An 18,090-nucleotide genomic window follows, 5' to 3' on the forward strand; every position below is an offset into this window, starting at 1 on the left:
AAATAGCAGCACCAGCCTAATTTCAATAAACCTGATCGGAACGAACATCCCGAATTAAGCATTGTTTATTATTTTTTGGTATGCTTGCTTGTTGCACAGGTTTCTTCGGGATAAAGTGGAGAGCAGGACTAAGCCTAACCTATAAAAAACAGGAACCTGCTTTCCAAACCCTTAAGTTACACAACAAACTGTAATACAATACATTACCAAATCATCATACTGCTTTTTTCTATCAAAACAATTTATGTTCAACTTTTGTAGTTAGGCTAAGCGTTTCCCTACAGTAAAAATATTTTTATTAAAGATTAATTCTCGATTTAAAATTACATTTTTGCAAAAATTATTTAAAAGTAAATGCAGAGTTACTCAGAATTTCTTGATCTAAGTGTTGGTTTCCCTCAGGAGGGGTTCGATGTTATAGATGATGAATTATATTTTCAGGATTTAAACCTGATGGAAATGATCGAAACTTACGGTACTCCCCTACGTTTCACATACTTACCAATGGTAAGTAAGAAGATTCAGCAGGCGAAGATTCTTTTCCAGACCGCTATTTTAAAGAACAATTACCGCGGTGATTATAAGTACTGCTATTGTACCAAAAGCTCGCATTTTAAACATATTGTAGAAGAGGCTTTAAAAAATAACATCCACCTGGAAACTTCTTCGGCTTTTGATATGCCGATGGTTGATGCTTTAGAGAAAAAAGGGGTATTAACGAAAGATACCACCATTATCTGCAACGGTTTTAAAACCTACCAGTACAAACAGTATATCATTGATATGCTGCACGATGGTTATACCAATATTATCCCGGTTTTAGATAACAAAGAAGAATTTAATCTTTTTGATGATGAGGTTGATATTGATACACCTTGTAACCTGGGTATCCGTATCGCAGCAGAGGAACAGCCAGATTCGCAGTTCTACACTTCGCGTTTGGGTGTACGTATGGAAGATATTATTGATTTTTACAACAATAAAATCGTTCACAACCCTAATTTCAGGGTTAAATTATTGCACTTCTTTATTAATTCAGGGATTACCGATTCGCCATATTACTGGAACGAGCTGGAGAAATATGTAACACTTTATTGCAAATTCAAAAAAATCAACCCTGATTTAGATACCCTTGATATTGGTGGCGGTATGCCATTTAAAGATTCGCTGGTTTTCGATTTCGATTACGAATACATGGTTAACGAGATTGTAAAAAGGATCAAGGAAATCTGTGCCATCCACGAGGTCATGGAACCAGATATTATTACTGAATTTGGTAAATATACCGTTGCCGAAGCATCAGGTATCCTTTATAAAGTATTGGGACGTAAACAGCAAAATGATCGCGAGCGCTGGTTGATGCTTGATGGTTCGTTCATCACCAACTTGCCTGATGTTTGGGCATTGAACCAAAAATATATCTTATTGCCAATTAACAATTGGGATGCTGAATACGAGCGGGTTAACCTTGGCGGCATTACCTGCGACGGACAGGATTATTATAACCAGGAAGCGCACATGAACAGTGTATTTATGCCGAAAACACGTAAAGTACAGTATTTAGGTTTCTTCCATACAGGTGCTTATCAGGAAGTATTAAGCGGTTACGGTGGTATCCACCATTGTTTATTGCCTAGTCCAAAACACGTTTTAATCCGCAGAAACCGTGATGAAAGTTTCAACTTCGAGGTTTTTGGAGAGGAACAGAACAGTAAACAAGTGTTGAAGATACTGGGCTACTAATTCAGTTTTTAGCTAGGAGTTTGCTGTTTGCAAATACCTGAAAATGTAAAATTTTATATCACATGATACAGATACCTCAGTTTTTTAAACTGGGGTATTTTTTTATATTTGAGTATGGCACAAGAACAGATTAAATTATTCGATCGGATCACTTCTACAGATGGTTTGATGGGTGGAAGACCCACAATACGTAGATTAAGGTTTCCAGTTTCTGATATACTTGAACTATTGGCAGCCGGCATGAATGAAAAACAAATCCTAGAGGAACATCCGGTATTAGAAAAAGAGGATATTAAGTCAGCCCTGTTATACTCCGCTCAAAAAGTTAATGAGGATTTCCTATCGGAATAATTGAGTGTTTTCAGTACAAACTTTCCACAATAGCTAAAGCAAAGAACAAGTTTCTTATTTTTACAATATGTAAATACCTTAGTTGAATAAGCTAAGGTATTTTCTTGCCTTTAACCTTTTACCTTACACCTAAAACCTCAAATAATGCAATTCGGTAAAGTAGACGACCCTTCGATTATAGATTATACCCTTCCTGCGGATGCACCTGAAACAGCAGCAATTTTGGCAGCTAATAAACCTAAACAGGATTTTAAAGCTTTTGTGGGCTGTGCAAAATGGAATAAAGCCGACTTAAAAGGTTTTTATCCAAAAGGAACTAAGGATGAATTAACTTATTATTCTACCCAGTTTAATTCGATCGAATTGAATGCCACTTTTTATGGCATGCCAACCAGCGAGCAGGTAATTACCTGGACGCAAAAAACACCTGCAGATTTTAAGTTTTTCCCCAAGCTCACCAATACCATCAGTCACTTTAAAAGGTTGATCAACGTTAAAGAACCTGTTGAGCAATACTGCGATGCGATTAGTAATTTTGAGGATAAACTGGGCATGGCTTTTCTACAGCTTCATGATAATTTTAAACCAAAAGATTTCGAAAGGTTAAAAATCGTAATCAACGAATTTCCAAAGGTAATTCCGTTGGGTGTTGAGGTGAGAAATACAGAATGGTTTACCAACCCGGCCATTTCAAATGAATTTGCCAAGCTTTTCGAAAACAATGGCATCACAAACATCATCGTTGATACTTCTGGCAGAAGAGACATGCTGCACATGCGCTTAACCACTCCAACTGCTTTTATACGCTTCGTAGGCGCTAATGATGATGAAATCGACAAAAAACGTCTGGACGATTGGATCGAAAGAATTGTGACATGGAAAGAACAGGGCTTGCAGAACCTTTACTTTTTTGTACACCAGAATGTAGAGCTTTCATCCCCTCTATTTTCTGCTTATTTTACCGAGAAACTGAATAAAGCAGTTGGAACCGATTTAAAAATACCAGTAATGGCTAATCAGGCTTCGCCTTCTTTATTTTAATAGGTTCAAAACCCTTAGTCGAGATTTGCAATCTTATCTGAATGAGCTGTGGATTTGCAATCCACCTTAAAAGATTATAAATCCTTAATTCAAAAGTCGGGATTACAAATCCTGACCAACAATTTGTCATGGTTCGTGTCGCCACGAACCATTTTCTAAAACCTAGATTTTTCTATAAACCGTTTCCGTCGCTTTTGCCTCTTCCCCTCCAGGCGAAACATTATAGGCAGTTAATATAAACTCATTATCGCCAACAATTTCCAGCGTTGTGCGCCAGCCCCAAAGCTGTTCCCCATACTCAGGACTACCATATTCGCCAAAAACCGAGAAACCATTTACAGTGGCTTCTCCGCTTGATAACATGATCTGCGTGCCCATATGAAAACTATCCACCCAGCTTGTGGTAAACCTTTGGTACGGAATATCGAAACCGATGATCATTTTGCCTTCAAAAGGCTTTCCCTCCAAACTGCCATGATAATCAACCGAAATAAAACGGCTGCCTAAAATGGAAGTAATTTGAGCTTCAGATGGAGATTCGTCAGCCAGAACATCCTTTTCGAACCAGGTTTTGGTTGTTCCCTGCCAGTTCCCAATTAACTGTTGAAGTTGCAGATGAGCGCCATCTGTTAAAGATTCCTCGAATTTACTTTTCGCCATAAATCAAAGCTATAGAATATTATTGTGATGTTAAATCTTTTATCTACAGGATTATGAAATGAAAATTGTAAATTGTTTTACAGAAAAGAATTCATATATGCTAAAAACGTTAGATCTCAATCAGGTAATGGTTATCGATATCGAAACTGTTCCGCAATACCCTTCATTTCAGGATGTCCCCCCCCATTTTCAGGAACTTTGGGAGCAAAAAACACATTATCAGCGAAGTGCTGACCAAAGTCCTGAAGATTTTTACGAAAAAGCAGGCATTATGGCCGAATTCGGTAAAATAATCTGTATCAGCCTGGGAATTTTTAATGTACAGGATCAATCTTATTCTTTGCGGATCAAATCTATTTTTGGTCATGATGAAAAAGAAATGCTTTTGCAGTTTTCGACACTGTTGAGCAAACAAGCACCTACTTTAATGTTCTGTGCGCATAATGGAAAAGAATTTGATTTCCCCTATTTATGTCGCAGGTTATTGGTTAACGGCATTGAAATTCCGGTTCAGCTGCAGCTTTCGGGCAAAAAACCATGGGAAGTAAACCATATCGATACCATGGAGCTCTGGAAATTCGGCGATTACAAGCATTTCACCTCCTTAAACCTTTTGGCCGCAATTTTGAATATCCCTACCCCAAAAGATGATATTAACGGATCTCAGGTAAGGCAGGTTTACTACGAAGAGAAAAATCTCGATCGGATTGTGACCTATTGCCAGAAAGATGTAATTACTACTGCGCAGGTGTTGTTAAAATTTAAAGGAATGGATATAATTTCAGCAGAAAATGTTACCATTGTAACCTGATGCTAAACGTTGAAAACCTAAATATTGATTTTTATAACCAGGAAGAAAAAACCTGGTTTAAAGCCGTTAAACAAATCAGTTTTAATGTAAAAGAAGGAACGGTTTTAGGTATTGTAGGCGAATCGGGTTCCGGAAAATCGGTCACTTCTTTTTCCATTATGCGTTTGCACGATGAAAAGACTGCAAAAATTACGGGTGAAATCGATTTTGAAAACGTAAGTCTGCTTAACCTTGGCACCAATGAAATCCGTCAGATCAGGGGAAACCAGATCTCGATGATTTTTCAGGAACCGATGACTTCCCTCAACCCTGTTTTTACCTGCGGCGATCAGGTGGCTGAAGCGATTATACTCCATAGAAAAGTAAATAAAACAGAAGCAAAAAAACATACCATTGCCCTTTTTAACGAGGTACAATTACCCCGCCCCGAAAAAATATTCGACAGTTATCCGCACCAGATTTCCGGCGGACAAAAACAGCGGGTCATGATTGCGATGGCCTTAAGCTGTGACCCCAAATTATTAATCGCCGATGAGCCCACCACCGCATTGGATGTAACCGTTCAGAAAACAATTCTTCAGTTGCTTTTAAAGCTGAAAACGGAACGAAACATGGCCATGATCTTTATTTCACACGATTTAGGTGTGGTAAACGAAATTGCCGATGAAGTTGCGGTAATGTACAAGGGCGAAATTGTAGAACAGGGACCTGCAAAATCCATTTTTGAGAACCCTCAGCATCCTTATACCAAAGGTTTACTTGCCTGCCGCCCTTCCCCTTCCCTGCAGTTAAAAAAATTACCTGTTGTGGGCGATTTCCTTACCGGAAAAATTGACGATGCCTCCGCGCATTTACAGGCTTCGAACCAGTTAACCGCTACAGAAATTGCAGTAAGAAGAGAAAAATTATATGCACAAAAACCGCTTCTCCAGATAAAAGACCTCTGCACCTGGTATCCAATCAGTAACGGCCTGTTTAGCAAAACCACTGATTATGTAAAAGCTGTTGATCAATTGAATTTCGAGGTTTTCCCGGGAGAAACATTAGGATTAGTGGGCGAATCAGGTTGTGGCAAAACCACATTAGGCCGCACCATTTTAAGATTAATCCAGCCTACTTCTGGTCAGATTATCTTTAACGGAGAAGATATTACACATATTAATAAAACTGATCTGCGGAAATTAAGAAAAGATATCCAGATCATTTTTCAGGATCCTTATGCTTCTTTAAATCCGCGTTTAAGTATCGGGCAATCTATTTTAGAACCTTTACAGGTACATAAGCTACACCGCAATGATGCCGAACGCAAACAAAAGGTATTAGAACTCCTCAATAAAGTAGGCTTAAAAGAAGAACACTATAACCGCTATCCGCACGAATTCAGCGGCGGACAAAGGCAACGTGTAGTTATTGCCAGGGCCTTGGCTTTAGAACCTAAATTTATCATCTGCGATGAATCGGTATCCGCTTTAGATGTTTCTGTTCAGGCACAGGTTTTAAACCTCATCAGAGACCTCCAGCAAGAATTCGGACTCACCTACATTTTCATCTCACACGATTTAGCTGTAGTAAAACATATTTCTGATCGAATTCTCGTAATGAATAAAGGCAAAATCGAAGAAGAAGGTTTCCCTGAACAGATATTTAATGCGCCTAAAGCTGAATATACAAGGAAATTAATTGAGGCCATTCCCGGGAGTTGAGGTAAGATGGATAATGGTGTCCATAGTCCATAGAATGGAAAGCATCTTGAATAAGGGTTTAATATTCCAAAAATATTTAATCAATTTACAGTTTACATCCAACAATCTAGCCATCTAAGAATTAAACAATTCGATTTACAATAACCGATTTAAACAATTAACCAATATTCAGATAACAATCTAGCCATCTAACAATTAAACAATCCGATTTACAATAACCGATTTAAACAATTAACCAATATTCAGATAACAATCTAGCCATCTAACAATTAAGCAATTTGATTTACAATTAACCAATTTATACATTTAACCGATTAACCATCTAGCCGGTAACAATCTAGCCATCTAACAATTAAACGATCCGATTTACGATTAACCGATTTAAACAATTAACCGATTAACCAATACTAAGATAACAATCTAGCCATCTAACAATTAAGCAATCTGATTTACAATTACCCACAACTCTACCAATAAACGAATGGCAAAATGAACAAATGAACCATTGAACGACCTCCATTATCCATTTTCCATCCCCCATCTTACATAATTTCCGTATCTTCGGTAAATTCAGTATTAGCGTATGGCAAAGAAAAAATCGGCAAATATAAAATTGGTTCTGAATCAATTGGTTAGTGATGTTTTTGAAAAGAACAGTAATCAGCTGCTCAATTATAAGCAGGTTTCAGCCAAATTAAATTTGAACGATCAGGAATCAAGGGAGACCATTCTCGAGATCTTAAAAGAGGGGAAAAATGCAGGAATTTTTATAGAACCCCAAAAAGGTAAATTTAAACTTAAAGAACTTCAAAATTTTATTATTGGTACGGTAGATATGACCGCCGATGGTTCGGCTTATATTGTTCCGGAAGATGAATTTGAAAAAGATGTTTTCGTAGCGCCGAAGAAACTCAAAAATGCCTTACATGGCGACACGGTTAAGGCTTATGTTTTTGCCAAGAAAAGCGGTCGTAAAAACGATGGCGAAGTTGTCGAAATTATTAAAAGGGCAAAATCGGATTTTACAGGTGTAATTAAAATATCCGATCGTTTTGCTTTCGTAATTGCGGATGATAAGAAAATGATGCACGATATTTTTGTGCCATTGGCAGATACTCACGACGCCAAAAATGGCCAGCGGGTATTGGTAACCCTATCTGACTGGCCCGAAAGTGCTAAAAATCCGATTGGTATTGTTAAACACGTGTTGGGTAATCAGGGTGAGAACAACACCGAAATGAATGCGATTTTAGCGCAATATGGTTTCCCACTAGAGTTTCCGCCTCAGGTAGAACGCGAAGCAAACGCCATCCCTGAAGAAATCCCTGCCGAAGAAATTGCCAAAAGAAAAGATTTTAGAAATATATTAACCTTTACCATCGATCCGGCTGATGCAAAAGATTTTGATGATGCCATTTCTTACCAAAAACTTCCTAACGGAAACCACGAAATCGGTGTACACATTGCCGATGTTTCGCATTATGTAATCCAGGGAACAGATTTGGATAAAGAAGCGTATAGCCGTGCAACTTCCGTTTATTTAGTCGACAGGGTAATCCCCATGCTTCCTGAGCGATTAAGCAATGGCGTTTGTTCATTACGTCCGCATGAAGATAAATTGTGTTTTGCAGCGGTTTTCGAGCTGGATGAACAGGCCAATATCCAAAATGAATGGTATGGCCGTACCGTAATCCACTCTGACAGAAGGTTTAGCTACGAAGAAGCACAGGAAGTGATCGAGAACAAAGCAGGTGATTATGCTACAGAAATTCTGAAGTTGAATGAGCTGGCTTACATTCTCCGCGACCGTAAATTTAAGAACGGAGCCATCAGTTTCGAAAGTACCGAGGTTAAATTTAAACTTGATGAAACAGGAAAACCGATCGGTGTTTATGTTAAAGAACGTAAAGATGCCCATAAACTTATCGAAGATTACATGTTATTGGCCAACCGGAAAGTGGCCGAATTTGTAGCCAAAAAAGTAAAGGGTAAAAATAAACTCACCTTTGTTTACCGGGTGCACGATTCGCCGAACATGGAAACCCTTACAACGTTTGCCACATTTGCTTCCCGTTTCGGTTATAAAATCAATACCAAATCGGATAAGGAAATTGCCAAATCATTAAATAGTTTAATGGCTGATGTTGAAGGTAAAAAAGAACAAAATATTCTTACTTCACTGGCCATCAGATCAATGGCTAAGGCGATTTATTCAACTAAAAAAACCAGCCATTACGGCCTGGCTTTCGAATATTATACCCACTTTACATCCCCTATCCGCCGTTATCCCGACGTAATGGCGCACAGGCTTTTACAAACTTATCTGGATGGCGGTAAATCAGCAGATGCCGAATTTTACGAAGTAGCCTGCGTACATTCTTCGGCCATGGAAAAACGGGCTGCCGATGCCGAGCGCGCATCTGTTAAATACAAACAGGCCGAATATCTTGAAAATAACATCGGTACAGAGTACAAAGGTATTATTTCGGGCGTTACCGAATGGGGCATGTATGTAGAAATTGAAGAGAACAAATGTGAAGGTATGATCCGTTTACGCGATATATCCGACGATTTTTATGTGCTCGACGAGAAAAACTACTGCATAATAGGTCAACGCAAAAAAAGAAAGTACCAGTTGGGGGATGAAGTGATGATCAGGGTTAAAAAAGTAGATCTTTCTAAACGTCAAATCGATTTTACGCTGATTCCTGATTAAAAATTAAGACATTTGTGCCCGAAAACACAATGTTCAAAGCAAAGCATGCATACTACAGAACAATTACAGCAAATTTTAGATACTGCAATACAAAATTTAAAATTTCCGGATCACCCTAAACAACTTTACGATCCGATTACCTATATCATTAACCTTGGTGGAAAACGCGTAAGGCCTTTATTGGTTTTAATGGCCACCGAACTGTTCGGCGGAGATCCAAATCAATCCATTCATGCCGCTATGGCCATAGAGGTTTTTCATAATTTTACGCTTGTTCATGATGATATTATGGATAATGCACCACTCCGCAGGGGGCAGTCCACCGTACACGAAAAATGGAGTACCAATGTTGCCATTTTAAGTGGCGATGTGATGATGGTAGAGGCCAATAAAAACCTCGCAAAAGTAAATCCTATCTTCCTGAAAGACGTTTTAGATACATTTAACGCAACGGCTCAGGGCGTTTGCGAAGGTCAGCAGCTGGATATGGAATTTGAAGGCCGTAATGACGTAAGCATCGATGAGTACATCAATATGATCCGGCTAAAAACAGCCGTATTGCTTGGTGGTGCATTAAAACTGGGTGCAATTATTGCCGGTGCTTCAGAAAAAGATGCTGATCTGATTTATCAGTTTGGCGAAAATATCGGAATTGCTTTCCAGTTGCAGGATGATATTCTGGATGTTTATGCCGATCCGGAAAAATTCGGAAAACAGGTTGGAGGAGATATTATTGCCAATAAAAAAACTTTCTTACTCTTAAAAGCTTTCGAACTGGCCGAAGGAGAAACCCGTGCTTCATTAGATACCTGGACGGGATACAAAGAATTTAACGCACAAGAAAAGGTAGAAACCGTTCGTCAGGTTTACGACACGCTGGATATCCAGGATATTGCTAAAGAAAGCATGAATTACTACCGCAATAAAGCTTTAGCGGTATTTACACAGATTAATGTGAGTGATGAAAAGAAAGCGAATCTTTTAACGCTTACCGAGCAATTAATGGCCAGGGAATATTAAATCAATACACTCGGCTACCATTGACAGACTCTAAATAAAAACCGTCATCTCGACTGGAACGCAGTGGAATGGAGAGATCTATCTCGGGATAGATTTCTCGACTTCGCTACACTCCGCTCGAAATGACGGTAATTTTATTTAAGCCTTCACCAGCTTATATTTAATCCAAAAATCTGATGATTTAGAAGATTCGCCACCCTGCATTGGTCGCTGACCTCCTCCTCCGCCCATTCCACCTCTTCCGCCACCGCCCATACCGCCACGGCCACCTCCGCCCATACCTCCGCCACCTCTACCTCCAGACCGACCTCTTCCACCACTGTTTCCTCCTTCAGGAGCACCTTCTCTTTTAAAGCCAGATTTACCTGGCTCGTTAATTTTTATATTGTAAACAAGCGGCTTTTTAAGATCCAAACCCACCTGTAGCTGCGCTAATGGAATACTAAGTTCGTAAATCAGGTCTCTGTTTGGATGTATGCTCATACCTGTTTCAATACCATCCTGATTAATGGCAGGTAATTCTCCATCAGGAATATTTTTAAAGCCAGAAACCCGGATGCTTTTATTCATTGCCGCAGGATCGTGCATTTCATTTTCTCTTTCTGCTGGTAAAGCAGCATGCTCTCGGTGCTCTTCCCCCTCTTTTGGCATCGGCGGTTTTTCCATTAAAGGAAAAGTTAATTTCATACCCTCTTTTTTCTTGCCTGCGGTATTGATATTTAAAGTAATGCCCCCTCTTAACACACTAAAAGTAGTTTGGGGATCCAGCGATTCGATAATGATGTATAGGTTTTTATCATCATTGGCCAGCGCAAAGGCTAACTTGGTAGCATCGTTATATTGATTAAGTGGTTCGTTCCATTCGTTTGATATGCCATCGGCTTTAAATGGTTTTATCATGCGGATATTTTCTTCCACATCCTGTGCATGTAATAAACGGCCAGAAATCAATAATAGGATTAATAAGGATATTCTTTTCAGATTCATTTGGATTGTTTTTATATCAATACTCAAATCTAAATCTGAAAAATGTTAATTTTTGTTATTTAACAGGATTTAACATTAGCTGGGAGTTCAGAGTTGGGAGTTAATAGCCAATTGGGATTAGTCCTAAGTCCATAGTCTTTAGTCCATAGTCAATTCTCTACTGATAATAGATCTTAGAGAAAATCGTTATCTCGACTCGAACAAAGAGATTTAAAATAGATTTCTCGACTGCGTTGCACTTCGCTCGAAATGACGATAACTTAAGGAAGTTTGCGACAATCGACTGAGGCTGATAAGCAATTTGATTTCTTGATAGTGGTCAATTAACCAGTTTAAACATTTAACCGATTAACCAAAAAACATTAAAACAAAAAAAAGTCCCGATTTGCATCGGGACTTTTCTTTTATAACTTGAATACCAATTATTCTGCAGGAGCAGCTTCTTCAGTAGATTCTTCTTTTTTAGTTGCTTTTTTAACAGGTGCTTTTTTTGCCGGTGCTGCTTCAACAACTTCTTCTGCTACAACTTCTTTCTTTGCAACCGCTTCTTTAGCAACTGGTGCTTTAGCTACTGCTGCTTCGATTTCAGCGTCGGTGATAGGAAGGATAGAAACATAAGATTTGTTATCTTGTTTCTTTCTGAACACTACTGTACCGTCAACTAAAGCAAATAAAGTATGATCTTTACCGATACCAACACCTTTATCAGGGTGGTGTTTTGTTCCACGTTGACGTACTAAAATGTTTCCGGCGATAGCTAATTGCCCACCGAAAATTTTAATACCTAAACGCTTACTATGCGATTCACGTCCGTTTTTCGAACTACCGGCTCCTTTTTTGTGTGCCATGATTTTATATTTTGTAACTCGCCAAAAAAGCGAATTATTGGGTTAACAATTAATTATAGAGTGATGTCAGAGATCTGAATCTTAGTGAAAAACTGGCGGTGACCATTTTTCTTTTTGTAACCTTTTCTACGTTTTTTGTGGAATACGATTACTTTATCACCTTTTAAATGAGATACGATCTTAGCTGAAACTTTAGCACCTTTAACTGCAGGAGCACCTACAGTAATTGCACCACCGTTGTCAACCAACAATACATTATCAAATTCAATACTAGCGCCTTCATCTCCTTGTAATCTGTGTACAAAAAGGTGCTGGTCTTTAGCAACTTTAAATTGCTGCCCTGCTATATTTACTATTGCGTACATTGTTTAAATATTTGTTTTTATAATTTTTATTTAACGAGGTGCAAATATAGAACAAATTCAATTAACACACAAACACATATCGAAAATATTTTTCACTAAAATCATGTAGGATCAGGATTTATAGGATTTCGTGATTTTAAGATGCATTCGTCGATAAGTATTACGAGCTTTCTGAAAGGCAATTTAGGTAATTCTTTGGGTATTTCGATTTTATAAAAACCACACAACCATTGTTACTAAACCCGATTGCAGTGATCCCGATGTAAAGTCGAGAGGAACGGAAAGCGGGACAAAACCCTGCCAAGAACTACCACCCGTTCATTTCAAAATAACAATTAGATTTCGGTCGGTGAGACACCACCGATAGATTCTCCGTGTTTATCCGTGCATCCGTGGCTAAAGCAAATGGTACTTCACTGTTAAAAAATGTTAAACCAATTTTTTATTACGAATATTTCGTAGTTTTACGAAAATTAAATAGATAAATTTTAAACCAATCATCATGAAAAAAATCCTAACCATCTGTTTAGCAACTGCCCTAACCATTTCGGCAAAAGCCCAAAACCCCGATAAAGCCCTGGCCAGGGTACGTTATACTTTTACCCACATCCAGGATACTACGCAGCGCGATAAACCAAGAACGGAAAATATGTTGCTTGTTACCGGTAAAAATGCTTCTGTGTACACAAGCTACGATAAACTGAATCAATCGTTAAACATGCAGAAACAGATACAGGAGCAGATCAAGAACCAGAGCGGCAATGGCAATATGCAAATTCAGGTTAAAAGTGAAACGAAAACCCCTTTAACCCAGGCCGATTATTTTTTCTTCGCCAATGAGCACAAAATGATTACCAAGGAGCGCCTTTTCAATAATTATCTGATTGAAGAAACCGCACCACAAATTGACTGGAAAATTTTAAAAGATACCATGAGTTTTTCGGGTATCCCCTGCCAGAAAGCAACTACCAGGTTTAAAGGCCGGAACTGGATTGCATGGTTTGCTACTGAAATCCCTTTCCAAAGCGGTCCGTGGAAATTAAACGGCTTACCAGGATTAATTGTAGAGGCTTACGACGATAAAAAAGAAGTAAAATTTGAATTTGCCGGTCTTGAAAACGTAAAAGACGATGCCAGTGAAGCTAATGCTGGCGACGATGTTAAAATTGCGGCTCCAAATGGCGGTGTTGGTGTGGTAAAAATGGTAGGCATTGATACTGGTACTCCTTATCTGGGATCAGAAATCAAATTACCGGCCGATGCCATTAAAACCACCAGAAAAGAACTGGATAAACTTAAAGAAGCAAGAGATAAAGATCCACAGGGCTTTATGCAGGCGCAAATGACTGCTAGTGGCATTCAGGGTTCATTTAAGAGCAATACTGCCCCACGTCCTTCCGGGGGTTCTGCAGCAACAAAACCCGAAATCAACAACCCCATCGAAATCCCTGAGAAAAAATGAAGAATTACGCTATAACATTAATATTCCTGATCTTTTCTTTTTCCGGCTGGGCTCAAAAACCGATAAAAGGTTTGGTTAAAGATGCCAATGGAAAAGCAATAGAATCTGTTAATGTAAGTCTGAAGGATCCTGAAGGGAACATCGTTAATTTCAGCAGAACCAACCGCAACGGTGAATTTAGCATTGCTATAAAAAACGATCAGGTTACCGGTTATAAAATCGAAGCTTCGAGCATTGGATTTAAAAAGTTAAGCACAATTGTTACCGATGTGACTAAAAGTTACGACCTCGTGATGCAGAGCAGCGAAACAAACCTGGAAACCGTAACCGTAAAAAACCGTCCATCTTTAACTTCGAGGGGCGATACCTTAAATTACAGACCATCCGATTTTGCCGATAAACAGGACAGAAGTATCGGCGACGTGCTCAAAAAAATGCCCGGAATAGAAGTGGCCGAGGATGGAAAAATCAGTTACAACGGAAAATCCATTTCGAACCTTTATGTAGACGGCGACAATCTTTTGGATGATAAGTATAACATTGGCACCAAAAGTATCCCACAGGGTGCCGTAGATAAGGTACAGGTGATCCAGAATGATCAACCGGTTAAAATGATGCGTAAAAACAACATGAGCGATGATGTGGCACTGAACCTGGTACTTAAAGATGAAGCCAAACTGAAGCTAATGGGCGATGCCACAGCCGGAGCTGGAATGCCGAACCGTTTTGACGAGAACCTGACGGCGATGCTGTTCAATAAAAAGCTGAAGTTCATCAATAACATTAAAGGCAATAATATTGGAAATGATCCCGGTATTGATCTTACTTCTCATAACTTTTCTGATTATTTAAAGAAACTGGATAACGACAAACCGGGCAGTCTCCTTTCAACTGGTGCTGCCGGCGTGCCATCTTTACCACAAAGCAGGTATCTGTTTAATAAAGCAGGATTAATCAATTTAAACAACTTATACAAGTTTAACCAGGATTTGCAGTTAAGGGCAAATCTTTCTTACCTGTATGATGAGCGCAGTCAGCAGTACAATAAATTTTCGCAAACTTATCTTTCCGGTCAAACGATCAGTTATGCCGAGTCGCAGAACAATGCCATTAATCCGCAAAAATTAAGGGCACAATTTAACCTGAACGGAAATGCAGACAAATATTACCTGAACAATAATTTTGTGCTTGATTATGCACCTTTTAAAACTTCATCGGGCTTTGTGATCAATAATGTAGCAGCAAATCAGGTATTAAAGCAGGAAACACTCGATATTTCCAACGAGTTTAATTACCGGAAAAAATTGAAATCGGAAGATGTAATTAACTTCTACTCTTATTTAAACCGTACCACTCAGCCAGAAAATTTAATCATTACGCCAGGACTTAATGCCGATATTTTAAATAATGGCAACAGTTATCTTGGCTTAAGCCAGTACATTAAAATACCAACCTGGTACACCAATAATTATGCATCATTTGCTTTTGTAAACAACCATTTTATGCAGACCTACAAGGCAGGTTTTAATGTGCAGCAACAACAACTTAACTCAGAACTTTACCGCACGCAGAGCAATCAGCAAACCGAACTGGTTTCGGGCAATACGGTAAATAACCTTAACTGGCTTAAAAGCAAACTTTATGCAGATGCTACCTATGAATTTACTAACGATAAGTTAAAAGCCGGCTTAAGTGTACCTTTAAGTTACAACCTGATTAATTACAGCGATGATGTAAACCAATTGGATAAACATTTGCATAAATTGTTTTTAAACCCTTCTATTAACATTAAATACCAAACCAGTACAGAAAACTACCTTACAGCAAACTATAGCTTTCGTAACGACTTAGGCGGAATTGACGATATTTACCAGGGAACAATTTTAAAAAACTACCGCTCGCTTTTTGCGAACAATGCACCAATTTCGGAATCGAAAACGCACAACGCCGGCGCAGGATTTAATTTCAGAAAAGCGATGCAGATGTTATTTATCAATCTAACGGCCAATTATAGCGATGCCGAACTGAATACGATTTCTTCCTACAGTTTAAGCAATAATATTCAGCAAAGGGTTGTTTTGCCGTTGAGCAACCACATCCGTACACTTTCTTTAAATGCGAATGCGAGTAAATACCTTTTCGCACTGAAAAGTACGGTAAATGGTGGCATCAACTTTTCGCAGAGCAGGTATGATCAGTTACAGAACAACGAATTGTTTGCATTTAATGCACAAACCATTACCTATAGAGTGGGTATAGAAGCAAAACTCAACAATTTCATCAACTGGTCTTACCTCGCAAATTTTTCGGTAACAGATAATAAGGCAAAAGTTGCCGATGCCATAAAAACCAATTTTCAGCAGTTAAGGCAGCAATCTACACTGGCCATCACAACGGTTACAAATGTGTATTTAAACTTATCGGCAGAGCACTTATTTACGCATCAATCTACGCAGCCAAATCTTAAATATCTGTTCGCAGATATGAATATTAAATACAAATACCTGAAAATGAAAACAGATTTTGAATTTGGCATCACCAATCTGGCGAATATAAAAAGCTTTGACGCGGTTTACCTCTCAGCCAATTCGCTTACCACAGGAACTTATTATATTCCTGGAAGGGTAGCAATGTTGAAGGCAACTTTTAGTTTTTAATTACCGACAACGTCCTCTCGACTGGAGCAGGGCGGAACGGAGAGATCTAATTTTGCATGAAAGACCCTGAAACAAGTTCAGGGTGACAACTCTCCAGGAACGGCCGTCATCTCGACTGGAACGCAGTCCCGAATATTCGAGAGAGAGATCTCTCGAAATAGATTTCTCGACTGCGCTGCGCTCCGCTCGAAATGACGGCAACTATAGAAATGACGACAACTTTGGAGAATTACGGCTTTATAGTAATCTGAATAGCCTGATTATTTCGGTCAATTTTCATATCAGAAACTTTATTAAGGTTCAGTTTGTCCAAATCTTCTTTCGTGATTTTATTTCCGTTGAGAAAGTATGAGGTATTTTCTGCAGCTATGATTGCCTTATCATTTGAATGCTGTTTTCCATCTTTTGCATCGGAGATTGTAGCAGTTGATTTTACAATATACACAAAGCCAATTCCCTTTTTATTTGGTAATGGCAATTCTTCCAGATCCCCTCCACTTTTAGCCAAAACTTTTACATCGATATTTTTATGATCCGATTTTATTGAATCGTTAAAGCTAAAATGCTGCACAAAGGTTTTGCCTTTAAAATCGCCATCTGTTTTAAAGCTCAGGATTTTCACTTTTTTACCCAAACCTTTAAATACATCTTCTACCGATTTCCGCGAAGAATCTACCCCATTGGTTATGCTTTTAATAATAAAAGTCATTTTTGTTACCGTATCCGGTGTTTTAAGGGTATCGATTGAGATTTGCTTTTTTGCTTTCGGTTTTGAAACAGTTTTCGGCAGTACCCGTACCTGAGTTACTTCTGCGGGTAAAATATTACCGACTATTTTAGCTAAAGGTTTCAGGCTTTTTTTAACTTCCTTTTTATCGATGGTAAATGCTAGCGTAACGCAAAGCAATACGGGCAGCACAAATAAATAACGCGTTAAATTCACCCTTGATGAACGTTTGGCATTCATCATTTTAATCCGTTTTTTAAGGTCCGACAGGTTAAAATTATTCACAATGGCGATCGATGGCTGCAGCGTACCTACATCCAGCAAACTGTATTGGTAAGCTTTTTTATCGATACCTTTTTTCAGGATCCTGGCGTCGGTAATAAACTCAATATTTTCACGAACAGCTTTTTTCATCATCCAGACACCCGGATTGAACCAATAAAAAACCACACAGATTTCGGCCAGGATGATATCCAGCGTATGCCATTCTTCTACATGCACTTTTTCGTGTTCGAGGATATTGTTCAGATCCTGCTTTTTATGCAACCGCGGATTGATATAAATCGTCTGCCAGAAACTAAAAGGACTCACTTCTTCGTTTAAAATCCTCACCTTATAATCGGCCAAACGATCCGGCAAAGAATTTTTGTGCATCCTGTAAAGCGAAATAAACTGCACCAATAACCTTAGAGCCATCAATAATACGCCCACATAAAAAAGCAAGGTTAATGCCTGCCAAAAAATAGAAACAGCATCTTGTTGTACAAACTGGCTTACCTGCTGGTTAAATTGTGGCACAAAGGTAGGAATAGCCTTTTGATCAGCAAAAAAACCGGTAAGGTTGATAAAAGGATAAACAGATGAAAAGAGGATTCCAAACAGCAGAAACATTCTGTTGATGGAATAAAATGTCAACCTGCGCAATACCAGGTAATAAGTTGCCGAAAACAAAATCAGCACCAGGTTAATTTTTAAAAGAATGATAAATAAATGTGGCAT

At 38.7% G+C, this 18,090-nt stretch carries 14 protein-coding genes; 9 read left to right on the forward strand and 5 right to left on the reverse strand.

What is annotated here, in order from left to right; translation table 11 throughout:
- Positions 1 to 354 precede the first annotated feature (354 nt).
- The 3 genes from ABD769_RS09905 (at position 355) to ABD769_RS09915 (ending at position 3,135) form a co-directional block, all read left to right on the forward strand.
- Entirely contained in the window at positions 355 to 1,743 is a 1,389-nt protein-coding gene (locus tag ABD769_RS09905; protein ID WP_025146786.1) for an arginine decarboxylase, read from the forward strand.
- 114 nt (positions 1,744 to 1,857) lie between these two features.
- Complete coding sequence (locus ABD769_RS09910) at positions 1,858 to 2,094, forward strand: DUF433 domain-containing protein (RefSeq protein ID WP_344851275.1); 237 nt, start codon at positions 1,858 to 1,860, stop codon at positions 2,092 to 2,094.
- A gap of 144 nt (positions 2,095 to 2,238) precedes the next feature.
- Entirely contained in the window at positions 2,239 to 3,135 is an 897-nt protein-coding gene (locus tag ABD769_RS09915) for a DUF72 domain-containing protein (RefSeq protein ID WP_344851276.1), read from the forward strand.
- Positions 3,136 to 3,297: 162 nt separating this feature from the next.
- Here the strand turns inward: ABD769_RS09915 and ABD769_RS09920 are convergent, their stop codons facing one another.
- Positions 3,298 to 3,795 carry a DUF1579 domain-containing protein gene (locus ABD769_RS09920; RefSeq protein ID WP_344851277.1) on the reverse strand — a complete coding sequence of 166 codons (498 nt, stop codon included), beginning with the start codon at positions 3,793 to 3,795 and terminating at the stop codon, positions 3,298 to 3,300.
- A gap of 97 nt (positions 3,796 to 3,892) precedes the next feature.
- On the opposite strand from ABD769_RS09920, the gene ABD769_RS09925 reads away from it, so the two are divergent.
- The 4 genes from ABD769_RS09925 (at position 3,893) to ABD769_RS09940 (ending at position 10,045) form a co-directional block, all read left to right on the forward strand.
- Positions 3,893 to 4,606 (forward strand): 3'-5' exonuclease, encoded by a 714-nt coding sequence (locus ABD769_RS09925; RefSeq protein ID WP_344851278.1) that lies wholly within the window; start codon positions 3,893 to 3,895, stop codon positions 4,604 to 4,606.
- Positions 4,606 to 6,309 (forward strand): ABC transporter ATP-binding protein, encoded by a 1,704-nt coding sequence (locus ABD769_RS09930; RefSeq protein WP_344851279.1) that lies wholly within the window; start codon positions 4,606 to 4,608, stop codon positions 6,307 to 6,309. The genes ABD769_RS09925 and ABD769_RS09930 overlap by 1 nt, the downstream gene beginning before the upstream one ends.
- Before the next feature lie 583 nt (positions 6,310 to 6,892).
- Entirely contained in the window at positions 6,893 to 9,025 is a 2,133-nt protein-coding gene (gene rnr / locus ABD769_RS09935; protein ID WP_344851280.1) for a ribonuclease R, read from the forward strand.
- A gap of 45 nt (positions 9,026 to 9,070) precedes the next feature.
- On the forward strand, positions 9,071 to 10,045 hold the full coding sequence (locus tag ABD769_RS09940; RefSeq protein ID WP_344851281.1) for a polyprenyl synthetase family protein: 975 nt from the start codon (positions 9,071 to 9,073) through the stop codon (positions 10,043 to 10,045).
- Between the two features lie 138 nt (positions 10,046 to 10,183).
- Here ABD769_RS09940 and ABD769_RS09945 read toward each other — a convergent pair whose 3' ends face one another.
- The 3 genes from ABD769_RS09945 to rplU form a co-directional block, all read right to left on the reverse strand.
- Positions 10,184 to 11,032 carry a hypothetical protein gene (locus ABD769_RS09945; RefSeq protein ID WP_344851282.1) on the reverse strand — a complete coding sequence of 283 codons (849 nt, stop codon included), beginning with the start codon at positions 11,030 to 11,032 and terminating at the stop codon, positions 10,184 to 10,186.
- Between the two features lie 422 nt (positions 11,033 to 11,454).
- Complete coding sequence (gene rpmA / locus ABD769_RS09950) at positions 11,455 to 11,880, reverse strand: 50S ribosomal protein L27 (protein WP_344851283.1); 426 nt, start codon at positions 11,878 to 11,880, stop codon at positions 11,455 to 11,457.
- Positions 11,881 to 11,933: 53 nt separating this feature from the next.
- Positions 11,934 to 12,245: a 50S ribosomal protein L21 gene (gene rplU, locus ABD769_RS09955; protein ID WP_039476071.1), complete on the reverse strand. Its 312-nt coding sequence runs from the start codon at positions 12,243 to 12,245 to the stop codon at positions 11,934 to 11,936.
- Positions 12,246 to 12,747: 502 nt separating this feature from the next.
- Here rplU and ABD769_RS09960 point away from each other — a divergent pair.
- Positions 12,748 to 13,707, forward strand: coding sequence for a GLPGLI family protein (locus tag ABD769_RS09960; protein WP_344851284.1), 960 nt, complete (start codon positions 12,748 to 12,750; stop codon positions 13,705 to 13,707).
- A complete protein-coding gene (locus tag ABD769_RS09965; protein WP_344851285.1) occupies positions 13,704 to 16,364 on the forward strand; it encodes a TonB-dependent receptor in 2,661 nt (886 codons plus the stop codon). Before ABD769_RS09960 ends, ABD769_RS09965 begins: the two co-directional genes overlap by 4 nt.
- Before the next feature lie 229 nt (positions 16,365 to 16,593).
- On the opposite strand, the gene ABD769_RS09970 is transcribed toward ABD769_RS09965, so the two are convergent.
- Entirely contained in the window at positions 16,594 to 18,090 is a 1,497-nt protein-coding gene (locus tag ABD769_RS09970; protein ID WP_344851286.1) for a M56 family metallopeptidase, read from the reverse strand.

Origin of the sequence: Pedobacter jeongneungensis (assembly GCF_039538295.1) — a bacterium.
Lineage (GTDB): Bacteria > Bacteroidota > Bacteroidia > Sphingobacteriales > Sphingobacteriaceae > Pedobacter > Pedobacter jeongneungensis.

Excerpts from the sequence above, each read along its gene's own strand:
- ABD769_RS09905 (WP_025146786.1), top strand. The coding sequence starts at position 355 with ATGCAGAGTTACTCAGAATTTCTTGATCTAAGTGTTGGTTTCCCTCAG.
- ABD769_RS09910 (WP_344851275.1), top strand. The coding sequence starts at position 1,858 with ATGGCACAAGAACAGATTAAATTATTCGATCGGATCACTTCTACAGAT.
- ABD769_RS09915 (WP_344851276.1), top strand. The coding sequence starts at position 2,239 with ATGCAATTCGGTAAAGTAGACGACCCTTCGATTATAGATTATACCCTT.
- ABD769_RS09920 (WP_344851277.1), bottom strand. The coding sequence starts at position 3,795 with ATGGCGAAAAGTAAATTCGAGGAATCTTTAACAGATGGCGCTCATCTG.
- ABD769_RS09925 (WP_344851278.1), top strand. The coding sequence starts at position 3,893 with ATGCTAAAAACGTTAGATCTCAATCAGGTAATGGTTATCGATATCGAA.
- ABD769_RS09930 (WP_344851279.1), top strand. The coding sequence starts at position 4,606 with ATGCTAAACGTTGAAAACCTAAATATTGATTTTTATAACCAGGAAGAA.
- rnr (WP_344851280.1), top strand. The coding sequence starts at position 6,893 with ATGGCAAAGAAAAAATCGGCAAATATAAAATTGGTTCTGAATCAATTG.
- ABD769_RS09940 (WP_344851281.1), top strand. The coding sequence starts at position 9,071 with ATGCATACTACAGAACAATTACAGCAAATTTTAGATACTGCAATACAA.
- ABD769_RS09945 (WP_344851282.1), bottom strand. The coding sequence starts at position 11,032 with ATGAATCTGAAAAGAATATCCTTATTAATCCTATTATTGATTTCTGGC.
- rpmA (WP_344851283.1), bottom strand. The coding sequence starts at position 11,880 with ATGGCACACAAAAAAGGAGCCGGTAGTTCGAAAAACGGACGTGAATCG.
- rplU (WP_039476071.1), bottom strand. The coding sequence starts at position 12,245 with ATGTACGCAATAGTAAATATAGCAGGGCAGCAATTTAAAGTTGCTAAA.
- ABD769_RS09960 (WP_344851284.1), top strand. The coding sequence starts at position 12,748 with ATGAAAAAAATCCTAACCATCTGTTTAGCAACTGCCCTAACCATTTCG.
- ABD769_RS09965 (WP_344851285.1), top strand. The coding sequence starts at position 13,704 with ATGAAGAATTACGCTATAACATTAATATTCCTGATCTTTTCTTTTTCC.
- ABD769_RS09970 (WP_344851286.1), bottom strand. The coding sequence starts at position 18,090 with ATGCCACATTTATTTATCATTCTTTTAAAAATTAACCTGGTGCTGATT.